This window comes from Peribacillus sp. B-H-3, from assembly GCF_048572925.1.
Taxonomy (GTDB): domain Bacteria; phylum Bacillota; class Bacilli; order Bacillales; family DSM-1321; genus Peribacillus.
In genome coordinates, this window is the sequence record NZ_CP183879.1 from 3212997 (window position 1) to 3226558 (window position 13562).

Below are 13562 nucleotides of genomic sequence, written 5' to 3' on the forward strand. Positions count from 1 at the left end.
GATGCCTCAGCAAATAAATATTTTCAACATCAAGACCAACAGCATAACCACAAATGCGAATTTTGATATCGGCCCTACTGTCCATAATAGCCATACCTCGAATTTTAAAATCATTGGGGCTAATTTTTCTTTCGGAGATGTTTCTCCTGCAGGCTCAAGCATGGCAAACGGTTTTTGGGATCCGGATTTCAGCGATCAGGACCAAATTGCCAACCCATCCATGCCGATCACAAGCCAGTTGTAAGAAGGCAAAACAAGAAATGCCGGCAACGGAAGAGAGGAATTCATCATGTTTCCTTGGAATATGCTTTTCCCTTTTCAGAAAAACCAGACTGATTCTTTAAAAAACATGAAACCGCAGGAAATTCAATCATTCATTGATACGTTATTTTCCCAGGTGATTCCTCAGAATATGAAAGGAATGATGAACCCTGGGCAAAATGATGGCGGAGGAGGTTTCCCGCCGTTTGGCCAGTCTCCTCAGCCTGCTTCTGCAGAGAGAAAATCCCCTCTTGGCGCAGAGGTATTCGAAACACATACGGATGTGTATGTCAGGATACCCGTAAAAGATCCCGAGTGGCTGAAAAAAATCAGGATTTTTCATACCTCTAATCAATCCATCATTGAAGGAATACCAGAGAATGATGACAAACATATCATCACCCTTCCCGCAATTGTAAAGAAAAAAGGAGCATCTGCTCATTTCAAGGACCATACATTGGAAATTAAATTGCAGAAAAACCTGGATTTGCAGTACTCAGAAATAGACGTCTCCGAAATTTAATGGCGGCGTCCTTTTTTATCTTTTATTCTTAGATAAGCCCTGTGAAAATATAGTAATAAGAGCACCCGCTTGAAAGGTGGTCATAGTATGGATATGGATAAAATTAAGCAGTGGATTGAAATCTCCCAGTCCTATCAATCCGAACAGTTCTGGAAGCAGGTTTTCTCACAAAAAACTGCCGCCGAAAACACGTCTGCAGATAAAAGCCGCACAATGGATGGCCCCCTCAATACTGAAAGTGAATGGCCCATATATGATCTTTTCCTGTTTGGGGAGGTTATGACAATTACCATTGAGCTGGCCGGGATCCACAGAGAAGATATCGAGCTTTCCCTGAAGGATGACATTCTGGCCATAAGGGGCAGGATCAGGTCCATTCAGGAGAAAATCCATTATTACGTGAAGGAACGGAAGCATCAGCAGTTTGAAAGATTGATTAAATTGCCTTATCTCCCGGAAAGAAATACCTTTCAATCCGCCTTCCAAAATGGTCTTCTTACAATTACCTACAAAATCCCCCCTCAGGAAGAGCCGGTGAAGATCGATATACAGCCGGCCAATGAGAAGTAATGGAAAACCGGAGATGATAAAGTTTTTTAAAAGAAAAAAAACTGCCAGCAGCATATATGATGAAAAAATCGATTCACTCGAAGCAACCCTGAAAAATATCGAGCAGTATCTTTTTCAGCTATCTTCCAATAAAGGGCCCCCTATTCTCAAGCAGCAGGTTTCCATCAGACATGAAAACCCGGGCAGCCCAGAGAATAAAACCGAACAGCATGTCCAGCCCACGCCAATAAAAACTGAAGATTCTCTGGGGTCGGCCGCAGGCTCTCCCATCAAAATTGAGTCTTTAAGGGTCGATAAGATTATTGTGGAAAAGCTGGAATACAGCAATAACTTTGGACAGCTTGGAATAAATGAACTAACCGGCAAGCTGAACATTGGAGCGAGCTATGAAGGCAAGCTAAAGAAAATGCCGGAATTCAGCATGGCTAAATTTGCTTCAAAAGATGATGAAAAAGCACCGGAGGTAAAGCTTCATTCCAGAAAGGAGGAATAGCTTATCACAGCAGAAATACATGAAAAAGTATTCTAAAGTAATCGGAGTGAGTTCTGCTGCCGATTATTTTTTTGTTTTGCTGACTGCAGATTTCCGGACTCTTTGTACCCCGTCTGGGATGCTAATTCTCCAGGAGCCAGTGAATCCGCTATCAGCAAAACTTCTTAAAAACAATACATGGATTCAATTACTCCGTGCTGCTGCGGGAGCCGACGGTAAATTCCTTTTTAGGCATTGCATGCATCCCTTTTGCCGTTACGTGGGCAATTATGTAATAGGTCCCTTGTACAGGGAATGTTTTTTTAATTTCATAGACGCCTTTTTCATTGGGCTTGACTTCAATTGTTATATGGTTATTATTTTGCGATTTCCAAATCTCGAATTTCACTTCGTCTGCCTTTTTCACTCTTTTTCCATTAGAAACAATGTCTGCTTTAAAATCCACCGTTTTATTGACATCTGCTATTTCTGGATTGATTGTAACTTTTACATCGAGCATATTTGGCATATCTTCGGCCATTTCCTGCTTATTGCCGGAACACCCGCCCGCAAGCAAAAGCAGGCCAATCAAGAGGCATAAGCTTATTCTTTTCATATCCGCGCCCTCTTTTCCTGTGACTATCCTGAAAACTACAGGTCAGGTATTATCTATTTTTGAAGCGTCTTCATTTCCTCGATGTACAGAGAAAGCAGTCCCTGTTTTTCGTCTGCTGTCAAGGCTCCCGACTCAGCTAATCTTGTAATGCTGAGATAAAATTTTTCATAGCTTGACTTTCTTGTTCTTGGATGCGCATTTTCATCAAGAAGTTCCCGGCGTATCAGCTCGCTTAGTATTTCTTCAGGCTTTTGTTCCTTTTTAAGCAGCTGCCGATTATTCCAAAGCTTCAGATATAAGGGAAGCAGCTCTCCGCTAGGTATATTTGTCATTATAATTCCTCCTTTTTGGCGGCTTTGTACATAAAACGCAGATGATTTGCAAAAACTTACAGAAAAAGGAGTGAATAACATGCCACAGGTTTATCGATGTCCCGGATGCAAAACCAATAAATCCAGATTTAACATGATCCAGCAGGTTTCAGTCCCGGTTAAAAAAGATCCTCATACTGGGGAAATCGTCTCTGAATATTCCAATGATGCTCTTGAACCCTTTCATTTGCCTTATAAAGGGCCAGAATTAAAGGTTCAATGCGCGACATGCGGAATGATAGACGAAGAAAAATCCTTTGCTGCTTTCGGGAATATGGACATGCAATAATATTCTCAAATACGAAATAATGGCGGCATTAGCCATCACTGCCTAATGCCGCCATTTTCATTTAAACTTTTTGATTAAATGCAGCAGTGATGTCAATTCATCTTCTGTAAATGTGCCGAATTTTTCATGAAGATATTCGGTCTTTTTCTTTTCCAGATTATTGATGAGGTTTACACCTTCTTCTGTCAAATCGAATGTGACAACTCTCCGGTCACTTTCCGTTCTTTTTCTGAGGAGTAAGCCTTTTTTCACTAACGATTCCGTAACGGTTGTGATATGGCTTGCAGAAACATCCATTTCCTTTGATAGCCCTGTTGCATTTTTTATTTCAGAAAAAGCTATATTTTTCAAAACAAGAAATTCACTGCTATTAATTGATTCACCGTAAATGACAGATAACTCTTTTCTCATTGTTCTAAACATATTCTTGAATTCTTTTTCTAAAAGATATAATTTATCTTGTTTTAAAATGATAATCATTCCTTTAATTTTATATGAAGGCGATATTCTAAACGCTTTAAGTATAAAGGTAAATAGGCCATAAGTGTAGTATTATCCTTCAAAAAAAAATAAACCAGTACAGATTGGTTTACTTTTCTATGATTTCCGCCCTGCTCCTGGACCTTATTCCCAGTTTTTTTAAAATCAGGCTTTTTACAGTTACCCCAGATTTTCCAGCTGATGCACTATTCCGGCTTTATCAAGTTCTTCACCGATGATAACCAAATTTAAAGGCAGATTCAGCCCTTCCTGCAAAAAGAGCGGCATTCCATAGGTATATTGAAACAGATAAGGATAATCAGAATGTGTAAATTTGATGTAGCCTTTCATTCTGTATATGGTATCAGGCAGACTGCGCAGCCATTCTTCGAATTCCTGCTGCTTTATTGCATCTTTGAACCGGTGCACCAGCGCCTCAAGCTGCAAACTGTGCTTTGATCCTGAAATTTTAGAAGCATCCTTTGGCTGCATGTTCATGTTCCTGATAATTTCCAATGAAATTCCTGCCTGGCTGGTTAACAGGCAAAAGGCCTTTGGATTAATATTCTGAATGCTAAAAAGGATTTGGCCCGCATCTATTTCACTGACAAGATCTTGTTTATTCAGCAAAATCAAATCAGCATGTCGGATTTGCTCAAAAAGCAGCTGTCGAAGATGAGGCGGAAGCTTTTCTCTGTCTTTCCATCTTAAGAGGTCAACCACTCCAACAATCCCTTTGTATATGAGCTGTTCTGCAAAGAGCGGCGACATGATGCTATCGAGCACTTCCACCGGATGGGCTGCACCAGTTGTTTCAATATATATGGAATCTAAATCATTGGAAGTTAATAGCTCTTGCAGCTGCACTTCAAGCTTGTCCTGAATACTGCAGCAAATGCACCCGTCAAATAATTCTTTAAGAGGAACGTCCTCTCCGATCAAGCCAGTATCCACAGAAATGCTTCCTAATTCATTAAGCAATACCGCAATTTTTCTGCCTGCCTTTTTTTCTTCTTTTATTATATTTCTCAGCAGCGTTGTTTTTCCGCTGCCCAGGAAACCGCCAAGTATGTAAATTTCTGTTTTCTTCATTATTTTTCTCCTAATCCTGCTTCTTTATTACCCTTTATTTTAACATATTCCTGCATGCAGTGAATGCGGCATTTATCCAGTAAATTTTTCAGCCTGGGAGACAGTCATTCTTTCTCCCAATTAGAATGCAGATTTTCATAGGAAATTAAAAAATGTAAGCAAATTTAGTATTTTTATATCATTGTTCGTCTGATATGACTTTAAATTCTGAAGGACTTTTTTTATTTTAAGCTAAGTTAAAGGATAATGTTGATTTTTAATATTAAGAAAAGGGGACTCCATAATTGTTAGAGTTCCCTCTTTTAATTAGGCTGTTTTCGTAAACTTTGTTGCTATGGAAGAAGGTGGTTGATTTCCGCTTCAGGATGCTCGCTTTCCGCGGGGCGGGCGGTGAGCCTCCTCGGCTGCGCCTGCGGGGTCTCACCTGTTCCGCTCATCCCGCAGGAGTCTCGCACCTTACGCTCCAATCAACCTGACTTAACAATGAGATCGCCTCACAGAACTTATTAAAAAACAACAATCTTTAAGAAAAGAGCCTTTAATTAATACTCATATTTGTTTAACGCCTATAATCTCTATAAAGGTATCAATGATGAAGTGATTATCTCTTCGCTTTCTATAACGATTGCAGTTAAACCTGTATCTGTTTTGGTTTCGTGCCATTCGTCTTTATCCCAGAATACTGCTTCTCCACTGTGAACTTTGATGTATTCATCGGTTTCACATCTAACCCAACCTTCTCCGTTTACAATTAAAAGAAGCTGAGGAACATCAGCTTGATGATAACCAATTAACCCATTCGCATCTAAGTGCATACATCCTATATGTGCTGCTTTCTCTATCTGCGTAATATGTGACATCACAAAATTAGAGTCGAATTTTATGATTTTCTTCCCTACCTCTTTTTTAAATTGATATATTTTCATGTAATCCCCCCAACACCGACTACTTTACCACCATTTTTGGTTGTCTTTATTCACGGTTTACCCGTATTAGTCATTTGGAAAATTCTGATAACCTAAGTTTATCATAGGTTGCATTGGTTGAGAACAGACAGCTTTCAACAATCATTATGCTAACTGTTGTGTCTTCAATTCAGGATTATCTTGCCAGCTTTGTCCATTAAAAGTCACTTGAGAAACGGCTTGTCCAGCCCCTAAACAATGGTATACTGTGCAGCCTTTAAAACCTTTTTCTCTTAACTGGCTATGAATTTGGCAGCAATAATCAGATTGCAAATTCATGCAGGGAGTACCTGAAGGTTTGTTAATGGGAAAATCACTCGACGCTATAATATGAAGTGCTGTGCAGCAGAGTCCAAAGCATTTAGAACAATCGGCTGTTAAACCTTCTCTTATATTTTTGGCTGTTTCTTTCTTTCATTTTTAGCCCTCTTCACTATTCTGCTTTTTGTTTTAAAAAACCTCTGAATCTATTTTATAAAATCTTTAATTATCTGTCCGGAAAATATGGAATTATTTTGATAATTCTTCTTCTTAATTAATCCTGATCCGCTTCGACAATTTGGGTTATCAATTAAAATGGCGCTGACCAAGTCCCTTAGATGAGAAGAACCCAGTTAAGCTCGGATATAATGTACATGACATCCATTTTTTTGCAGAGTTTTTCGGTTTCTTATATTAAATAGGCAACGCTCACTGTTTCAGCTGCATGTCCAGAGTCTTGCAAGACATTATGAAGGAATAAGGATATGCTTTAAAGAATCTGCTAGAACTTTAAAAAGAATAATAAAAAAGGCCGTCCATCCCTCTTTTTTAGGGACGGACGGCCTTCTGGCTTCCGTTGTTTTTTTATTCAGGCCTGGATTTCTTCTTTTTCATAGATTGGAACCCAGCCTTCCGTTGTTACAAAAATGCGGACAGCCACAACTTTGCGATCCTCCTGAAGGGTAAAATAATGGCGGACAGATTCAGGTACGCTGATTAAATCTCCAGGATCCAGATTCACATCAAACCATGTACCTTCTTTTCCTTCTATGGCAAATAAGCCATGTCCGCTTACAATAAAACGCACTTCGTCATCTGAATGATGGTGCTCCTGTTTAAAATTACTGAGTAAGGAGTCAAGGTTTGGGGTAGAATCCGAAAGCGTAATCACATCATGGGATTTATAGCCCCTTCTATTGGAAATTTCCGTAATTTCATCTTGAAAGGCTCCAAGAATCTCATTCTTTTCTTCATCAGTAAGCTGAAATTTTTCCCTTAATTGCTCTGGCAGTTTTTCAATATCCCAGTTTTCATAAATAACACCCTCATTTTGCAGAAAAGCATGTACCTTTTCCCTACCTTTAATTAATTCAGCTGCTCCATGAATTTTAATGCTTGCCATGTATAACCCCTCCAATTTTATAATGAAACTGCATATGCAGCCTGCTGCCTTAATAGCAGATGATACTGAAAAAGAAATTCGCTTGCCTCAAGAAACTTCTTTGCTTCCAGAGGTGTCCTTCCCCAAACTGTAATTCCGTGATTGCGGATCAGTATGGCCCCGGCGGAGCTTTCAATGTACTTCGAAAATTCCCTTGAAAGAGCGGGTATATCCGCATGATTATGCACAATCGGGATTGTGAACTCTGCATCTTCCTCCCATCTTCCAGTGGCTTTGATGATTTCGTGGCCTTTGAAGGTCACTTTTCTTTCATCTCCGTAAAGATCTGAAATGACGTTATTTTCCACGGTATGGATGTGAAGGACACAGCCTGCAGCCGTTTTTCTGTAGATTTCCGTATGCAAAAGAGTCTCTGCAGAAGGCCGCAGCACTGTTTCTTCAGCTGGCAGGCCATTTTCATCTGCAAGCAGAAAATCTTCACTGGTCCTCTTTCTTTTATCCTTTCCGCTTGCAGTAATCAGAAAGGTTTTTGTTCCTTTTACCTTGATGGAAAGATTTCCGCTTGTTCCCATAAACCAGTCCCGTGCGGCAAGTTCATCCTTGATATCAGCAAGCTCCTGCCATTCTTTTTCATAGATACTCATACACTAAGCCGCCTCCAGTTTTAGCTTAAGGATGTTTATACAATCAAAAAATGTTTGAAAAGGCTGATAGCTTATTCCTTCTTCCCTGCATTTTTCAATCAGGAAATCTCTTGCTAAAACAAAATCTGCTTCTTTAGCTGCTTTAAAGTCAGTGATAGAGTCGCCAATGACAATTTTATATGTATCAGCTTCCGAGATCTTTCTCATGATGGATGGCTTGCAGCAGCCGCATCCATTCTGGCATTGGTCATCACAGGAATAAGGCCATATAATCTGAATTCTTTCCTGTTCAAAGACCGCCTTATTGCAGTATAAAAGATCCAAATCCAGTATATTTTCAAGCAGTGGTTCAATAAAGAAATCGATCCCGCCGCTGACAACGTACAAAGGAATGCTGTTTTGCCTGGCAAATGCAACAAATTCTCGGAATCCGTCACGAATTACAGCACTGCTTTTGACAAATTCGATAATGTCCTGCGCAAGCCCGCTATCGAGCAGAGAAAACATCTTGCCAACACCTTCTGAAATGCTCACTTTCTGGGATAGTACATCATCCTTTATTGATTCCCAGCCTTCTGGAGCGAATTCTTTCATGATTGCTATAATGTTGTCGCTATTCGTGATTGTTCCGTCAAAGTCGCAAAAAATAATTGGTTTCATAGTCTCTCAGGAACACCTCCCCACAAATCCAGGGCTTTTCGGAGTTCCTGATGTTCCTTTGCAGCATCTTCAAGATTTATGCCGTTTAACGAAGCCTCTACAGCCTGGCGGAATGCCTTGCCGCCGCCTGCTGCTCCATCCGGATGGCCATGTACTCCTCCGCCTGCATTTATCACGCAATCCTTCCCGAAATCCTCCATTAAATGCGGCACCATACCTGGGTGGATGCCCGCTGACGGTACCGGAAAGGCTGTTTTCCATTGTTCTTCCTCTTTTGTCAGCTGACAGGCGAGCTCAATGGAAATATTCCGGTCAAGCGCAACATTTCCATATGGTGATGGAAAAAGCGATAAATCAGCGCCGGCATACCTGACAAGCTTGCCTAAAAGCAGCGGATGGGAAACTCCGTAAAATTCTGAAGCTGTAAATGAACCGCTGAATGCAGGATGTGCCATGATGGGAAGGGGGGCATCCTCCAATTCTCTTAAACTCTGAAGAACGTCCAGCCCATATGAAAAGACATTGAATAATAAAGCGTCAGCACCTGCTTCAGCAGCCATCCTTGCCTTATCGGCCAAGCCGAATGTGCTGCCTGTCAGATTAACAGCATATAATGTCCGCTTCCCTGTTTCTTCGTAAGACTGGCGAAGCACTTCCTTTCCCTGGATTATCCGGTCAAGAAAAGGAGTCTGATCATTTTCAAAAAGAATTTCATCATCTTTTACTAAATCAACGCCTCCTTGGGCTTGGGCGCTGAGCTGGCTTTTCAAATATGAAAGATCTCTGCCGATGACTCCCTTAAATATACTCATAACCAGCGGCCGGCCAAACACATCCAGTTTTTCGCGGATACCCTTTATTCCATATCGCGGACCTGGGAAGGAACTTCTCAATTCTCCAGTTAGTTCAAGATCCAATAATTTTATTGCGCCGTCCAATGAGAGCTTACCGAAAACCGTTGTCAATATTGCCGGCAGATCAGCTGAAAAGTTGAAAGCAGGATAAGCAATTTTAATGATGGAGCGGAATGTTTTTTCACCAAAATAATTATTAACTTTTCCCCTCTGTTCCAGCTCTTCTACGGACAAGACCCGCCCTTTATGCTTTTTGAGCTGTTCTTGTTCCAGCAGGGGCAAATCTGTCCACGTTCCTACTGTTAATCCAAGGGCAATTCCCTCTGCCTTTTTTTCGTGGTTTCCTTTTGAATCATGGACCATATATGTTGCTATAACTTCACTCACAGATTTCACTCCCGGATGTAAAAAATAAAAAAACCTCTTCAGAAAGAAGAGGCCTTTTGAGCCATCTTCTTATCTTTCAGCAAAAAGCTGCAAGAATTAGCACCGTGCCTTGCGGATTTTTCATCCGGCGAACGTATTCGCCCCATTTCACAATGGTATTACAGTCGGTTGCCGGGCTTCATCGGGCTAGTTCCCTCCACCTGCTCACAATAAGAAAATGAAATATTTTAATTAATCATTTTTTGCAATTGTTTAATAATTCATATTCGGAGTATGACAGGAAATTTATTTCTTGTCAATCACTTTCCGAGTTCCATATGTAAAGAATTTGCTGTGCCACAATTGCCGGTTAAAGTCCGTCAGCTGCTTCTAAACATGCATTTTGAATTTAAAATAAATGTAACGCAGCTATTCTCCTGACAGCCTCCAAAAGCCTGTCTTCACCAGTAAGCAGTCCGGCCCTCACATAGCCTTCTCCATATTCCCCAAAACCTGCCCCTGCTGCCACTGCAACATGTGCATGCTGAAGCAGGTAATCTGAAAATTCCTGTGAAGAAAATCCCGCTGGAACTTTGAGCCATGCAAAAAAAGAGCCATCTGGCGAAGATACATTCCACCCTATAGAACGCAGGCCTCCGATGAATGCCTTTTTCCGGGATTCATAAATGTTCACCAGTTCCTTGACGCATTGCTGGGAATGCAGCAGCGCTTCTTGTGCAGCCTCCTGGATAGCCGGGAATAAGCTCACATACATATGATCCTGCAGCAGTTCAATCGCTTCTATGACACTGGAGTTTCCGACAGCAAAACCCACACGCCAGCCGGCCATGTTATAGGTTTTGGAAAGTGTATATATTTCAATGCCAATGTCCTTGGCTCCCTGTGTCTGAAGGAAGCTCAGAGGTTTTTTTCCGCCAAACCCGATGCCGCCATACGCAAAATCATGAACGACGCAGATGGAGTGCTTCTTCGCAAGCTTTACCGTTTTCTCAAAGAAATTTTCTGTAGCTGCTGCACCCGTCGGATTATTTGGATAGTTTAAGAACATCAGTTTTGCCAAGTCGAGTGTATCTTGGCCGATTCCATCATAATCTGGCAGAAAACCGTTTTCCTGCAGAAGCGGCAGGGTTTTGATTTTGGCCTGCGCCAACGCTATCCCGGACATATAATCAGGGTACCCGGGATCTGGAACCAGCGCTGTGTCACCTGGATTCATCAGGCATTGCGGCAGTTCTACAAGCCCCGCTTTTCCGCCGAACAGGATGGCAACTTCTGAATCGGGATCAAGCTTGACATCATATTCTCTTTCATAAAATTCTGCTGCAGCTTCTTTCAGTGACCGAAGCCCCTTGAATGGCGAATATTTATGATTAACAGGATTTTCGGCAGCCTGCTGCAGCTTTTTAATAATATGCTGCGGTGTTGGCATATCCGGGTTTCCTTGTCCTAAATTGATTACATCATGTCCTTGTTCTGTTATGCTGTTCACCTTAGAGACCAGTGAAGCAAAAAACTGCTGAGGCAGATTTTTGAGCAGCTCTGATTTTTGGAATTCTATCATTTTGGCACCTTCTCTGAAATTTCTTGAATTTCTCGTCACAAATGATATATCTTAAAATTACTAATGTAAAGAAAATTCTATGAAATCATGGAGGAAGATAACATGAAATGGAAAATAGCCTGTATACAAATGGATATATCCTTTGGCAGCCCCGCACAAAATTATGCCAGGGCAGAAGAGCTCATCCGTAAAGCTGCAGAGGAAAGGCCCGATATAGCGGTTTTGCCTGAGCTTTGGACAACGGGCTATGATCTCGGCAGGCTTGATGAAATAGCTGATGAAGAAGCGGCCGAAACCGTGGCATTTCTGCAGAATTGCGCAAAAAAATACCGCATCCACTTAGTGGGCGGTTCTGTTGCGAAAAAAACGGCAGAAGGAATAACAAACACCCTCATCGTCATCAGCAAGCATGGAGAGCTGATTAAAGAGTATGATAAGCTTCACCTATTTCGCTTGATGGATGAACATCATTATCTGCAGCCGGGAAAAGAAGATGGGCTTTTTTCTTTGGAAGGCATGCTTTGCGCAGGCTTTATTTGCTATGATATCAGATTTCCGGAATGGATACGTGCTCACGCTTCAAAAGGTGCACAAGCCATATTTGTTTCTGCCGAGTGGCCTAAACCCCGCCTTGCACACTGGAGAGCCCTGTTAATCAGCAGGGCAATAGAAAACCAGGCATATGTAATAGCAGTAAATCGATCAGGCAGTGACCCGAAAAACCTGTTCGCAGGACATTCCATGATAATAGATCCTTGGGGGGAAATAGTGGCGGAAGCTGCAGAAGAAGAAGAAATTATCACAGGGACAATCGATTTTGAAAAAACCGAAAATGTCCGGGAGCAAATACCTGTTTTCTCTGACAGGCGGCCGGAATTTTATTGATATTCTAAAAATTCAGTGTTGACAAATGTTTTTAAATATTGTTATTATTCATTTCAGGAACCAGGAAGAAAAAACTTAATAGCATCAACTTTCTCTTATCAAGAGCAGGCTGAGGGTTATGGCCCTATGAAGCCCAGCAACCGACCGTAATTCCATTGTGAAATGGGGCGAAGCATTTTCGCCGGATCCAATCCTTAAGGCACGGTGCCAATTCCATCAGAAAGAAATTTCTTTCTGGCAGATAAGAGGTGCGAAGCCTACACTTCAAGCCTCTTTCTTTTTAGAAGGGGGCTTTTTCTTTACCCCCGATACATTAATTGGAGGGATTATTCATGACTGAAGCTGAATATATACATTATGAACCACTGACCGAAAAAACAGCTCTAGAGCTCGTGCACCGGCTTGGATTATTTGAAGATGCGGGCAGCTTGAGCTGCCGGGAAATAGGCGATGGCAATTTAAATTATGTTTTCCGCATTACTGAAAAAGACACATCTAAGGGCATCATTATCAAACAGGCCCTGCCCTATGCCAAAGTAATCGGCGAATCTTGGCCGCTTACTATCAAACGGGCTGCCATCGAAGCAAATGCACTTGTCATTTTTAGAAGCTATTGCAAGGAATATGTACCCAAGGTTTACTATTCTGATGAAAAATTGGCCATTACCGTGATGGAGGACCTATCACACCTGACCATTGCACGCGAGGGACTGATAAATGGCGAAGAATATCCCCTGCTGTCAAAGCATATAGGCGAATATATAGCTAAAACCCTTTTCTATACTTCGGATTATTTTTTGGATCACAGCAAGAAAAAGGAATTGGCGCGACAGTTTACCAATCCTGAATTATGCCATATTACAGAAACCTTTGTTTTCACAGACCCCTTTTTCGATAGTGAATCCAATGATTATGAAGCAGAGTTGAATGAAGAAGTTCAAGCTATTTGGCAAAATAATATACTGAAGCTTGAAATAGCTAAATTAAAGAAAAGCTTTCTGACCGAGCAAGAAGCGCTCCTGCATGGAGATCTTCATACCGGAAGCATCTTTGCAGGCAGACAGGAAACAAAGGTAATTGATCCCGAATTTTCTTTTTATGGACCTATTGGATTTGATCTGGGACAGTATATGGCAAATCTGCTCTTTCAGGCTTTCAGCAGATCCCAAGAATTAAAAGAAGCCATCTTTACCCACCTGCATGATGTTTGGGATTCATTTGCGGAGGTTTTCACTGCCCTTTGGAATACACAAGGACAGGAAGCTTTTTGCAGGACAGAAGGCTATCTTGAATTTGTACTGAATAAAATCACCAATGATGCCTTTGGCTTCGCAGGCTGTGAATTAATCCGCAGGACAATCGGTTTGTCCCATGTCAAGGATCTGGACGGAATCCAAGATAAGGACGCACGTATTTCAGCTAAAAAAGAGGCCCTGAGAATCGGGGAATTTTTAATAAAGAACAGGAACCAGCTGGATATTTCACTGGTGACAGAAGCTGTGAGCCAGCATAACCTTTCACTTTCATACACTGCTAAATTATAATTTC

General features: G+C 41.4%; 17 protein-coding genes, 1 pseudogene and 2 riboswitches. Of the genes and pseudogenes, 7 read left to right on the forward strand and 11 right to left on the reverse strand.

Annotation, left to right across the window (positions count from 1 at the left end; all coding sequences use genetic code 11):
• The first annotated feature begins 1 nt into the window (after position 1).
• From ACN6MY_RS15935 to ACN6MY_RS15950, 4 genes are all read left to right on the forward strand, one after another.
• A complete protein-coding gene (locus ACN6MY_RS15935; protein WP_419881071.1) occupies positions 2-244 on the forward strand; it encodes a spore germination protein in 243 nt (80 codons plus the stop codon).
• 45 nt (positions 245-289) lie between these two features.
• Entirely contained in the window at positions 290-784 is a 495-nt protein-coding gene (locus ACN6MY_RS15940) for a CS domain-containing protein (protein ID WP_071352626.1), read from the forward strand.
• A gap of 87 nt (positions 785-871) precedes the next feature.
• Positions 872-1354 carry an Hsp20/alpha crystallin family protein gene (locus ACN6MY_RS15945; RefSeq protein ID WP_419881072.1) on the forward strand — a complete coding sequence of 161 codons (483 nt, stop codon included), beginning with the start codon at positions 872-874 and terminating at the stop codon, positions 1352-1354.
• Between the two features lie 13 nt (positions 1355-1367).
• On the forward strand, positions 1368-1847 hold the full coding sequence (locus ACN6MY_RS15950; protein WP_419881073.1) for a hypothetical protein: 480 nt from the start codon (positions 1368-1370) through the stop codon (positions 1845-1847).
• 187 nt (positions 1848-2034) lie between these two features.
• On the opposite strand, the gene ACN6MY_RS15955 is transcribed toward ACN6MY_RS15950, so the two are convergent.
• Positions 2035-2442: a FixH family protein gene (locus ACN6MY_RS15955; RefSeq protein WP_419881074.1), complete on the reverse strand. Its 408-nt coding sequence runs from the start codon at positions 2440-2442 to the stop codon at positions 2035-2037.
• Positions 2443-2495: 53 nt separating this feature from the next.
• Positions 2496-2774, reverse strand: a complete 279-nt coding sequence (locus ACN6MY_RS15960; RefSeq protein ID WP_419881075.1) for a hypothetical protein — start codon at positions 2772-2774, stop codon at positions 2496-2498.
• A 79-nt stretch (positions 2775-2853) separates the two neighbouring features.
• Here ACN6MY_RS15960 and ACN6MY_RS15965 point away from each other — a divergent pair, with 79 nt between their 5' ends.
• Positions 2854-3102 carry a DNA alkylation repair protein gene (locus ACN6MY_RS15965; RefSeq protein WP_419881076.1) on the forward strand — a complete coding sequence of 83 codons (249 nt, stop codon included), beginning with the start codon at positions 2854-2856 and terminating at the stop codon, positions 3100-3102.
• Between the two features lie 57 nt (positions 3103-3159).
• Here ACN6MY_RS15965 and ACN6MY_RS15970 read toward each other — a convergent pair whose 3' ends face one another.
• The 9 genes and pseudogenes from ACN6MY_RS15970 to ACN6MY_RS16010 form a co-directional block, all read right to left on the reverse strand.
• Positions 3160-3525 (reverse strand): MarR family transcriptional regulator, encoded by a 366-nt coding sequence (locus ACN6MY_RS15970; protein WP_419881077.1) that lies wholly within the window; start codon positions 3523-3525, stop codon positions 3160-3162.
• Positions 3526-3762: 237 nt separating this feature from the next.
• Positions 3763-4674, reverse strand: a complete 912-nt coding sequence (locus ACN6MY_RS15975) for a CobW family GTP-binding protein (protein ID WP_419881078.1) — start codon at positions 4672-4674, stop codon at positions 3763-3765.
• A gap of 575 nt (positions 4675-5249) precedes the next feature.
• On the reverse strand, positions 5250-5600 hold the full coding sequence (locus ACN6MY_RS15980) for a cupin (protein ID WP_419881079.1): 351 nt from the start codon (positions 5598-5600) through the stop codon (positions 5250-5252).
• 168 nt (positions 5601-5768) lie between these two features.
• Positions 5769-6032, reverse strand: a pseudogene (locus ACN6MY_RS15985) (pentapeptide repeat-containing protein); the annotation flags it as partial.
• Between the two features lie 457 nt (positions 6033-6489).
• Positions 6490-7023, reverse strand: a complete 534-nt coding sequence (locus ACN6MY_RS15990; RefSeq protein ID WP_419881080.1) for a cupin domain-containing protein — start codon at positions 7021-7023, stop codon at positions 6490-6492.
• A 17-nt stretch (positions 7024-7040) separates the two neighbouring features.
• Complete coding sequence (locus ACN6MY_RS15995; RefSeq protein WP_419881081.1) at positions 7041-7667, reverse strand: methylthioribulose 1-phosphate dehydratase; 627 nt, start codon at positions 7665-7667, stop codon at positions 7041-7043.
• Between the two features lie 3 nt (positions 7668-7670).
• On the reverse strand, positions 7671-8327 hold the full coding sequence (locus ACN6MY_RS16000; RefSeq protein WP_419881082.1) for a 2-hydroxy-3-keto-5-methylthiopentenyl-1-phosphate phosphatase: 657 nt from the start codon (positions 8325-8327) through the stop codon (positions 7671-7673).
• A complete protein-coding gene (gene mtnW, locus ACN6MY_RS16005) occupies positions 8324-9568 on the reverse strand; it encodes a 2,3-diketo-5-methylthiopentyl-1-phosphate enolase (RefSeq protein WP_419881083.1) in 1245 nt (414 codons plus the stop codon). The genes ACN6MY_RS16000 and mtnW overlap by 4 nt, the downstream gene beginning before the upstream one ends.
• A gap of 66 nt (positions 9569-9634) precedes the next feature.
• Positions 9635-9784: riboswitch (SAM riboswitch) on the reverse strand.
• A gap of 172 nt (positions 9785-9956) precedes the next feature.
• Entirely contained in the window at positions 9957-11129 is a 1173-nt protein-coding gene (locus tag ACN6MY_RS16010) for a pyridoxal phosphate-dependent aminotransferase (protein WP_419881084.1), read from the reverse strand.
• Positions 11130-11231: 102 nt separating this feature from the next.
• On the opposite strand from ACN6MY_RS16010, the gene ACN6MY_RS16015 reads away from it, so the two are divergent.
• Together ACN6MY_RS16015 and mtnK are read left to right on the forward strand one after the other, a co-directional pair.
• Entirely contained in the window at positions 11232-12014 is a 783-nt protein-coding gene (locus ACN6MY_RS16015; RefSeq protein ID WP_419881085.1) for a carbon-nitrogen family hydrolase, read from the forward strand.
• A 92-nt stretch (positions 12015-12106) separates the two neighbouring features.
• Positions 12107-12262, forward strand: a riboswitch (SAM riboswitch).
• A gap of 84 nt (positions 12263-12346) precedes the next feature.
• Complete coding sequence (mtnK, locus tag ACN6MY_RS16020; protein WP_419881086.1) at positions 12347-13558, forward strand: S-methyl-5-thioribose kinase; 1212 nt, start codon at positions 12347-12349, stop codon at positions 13556-13558.
• Positions 13559-13562 lie beyond the last annotated feature (4 nt).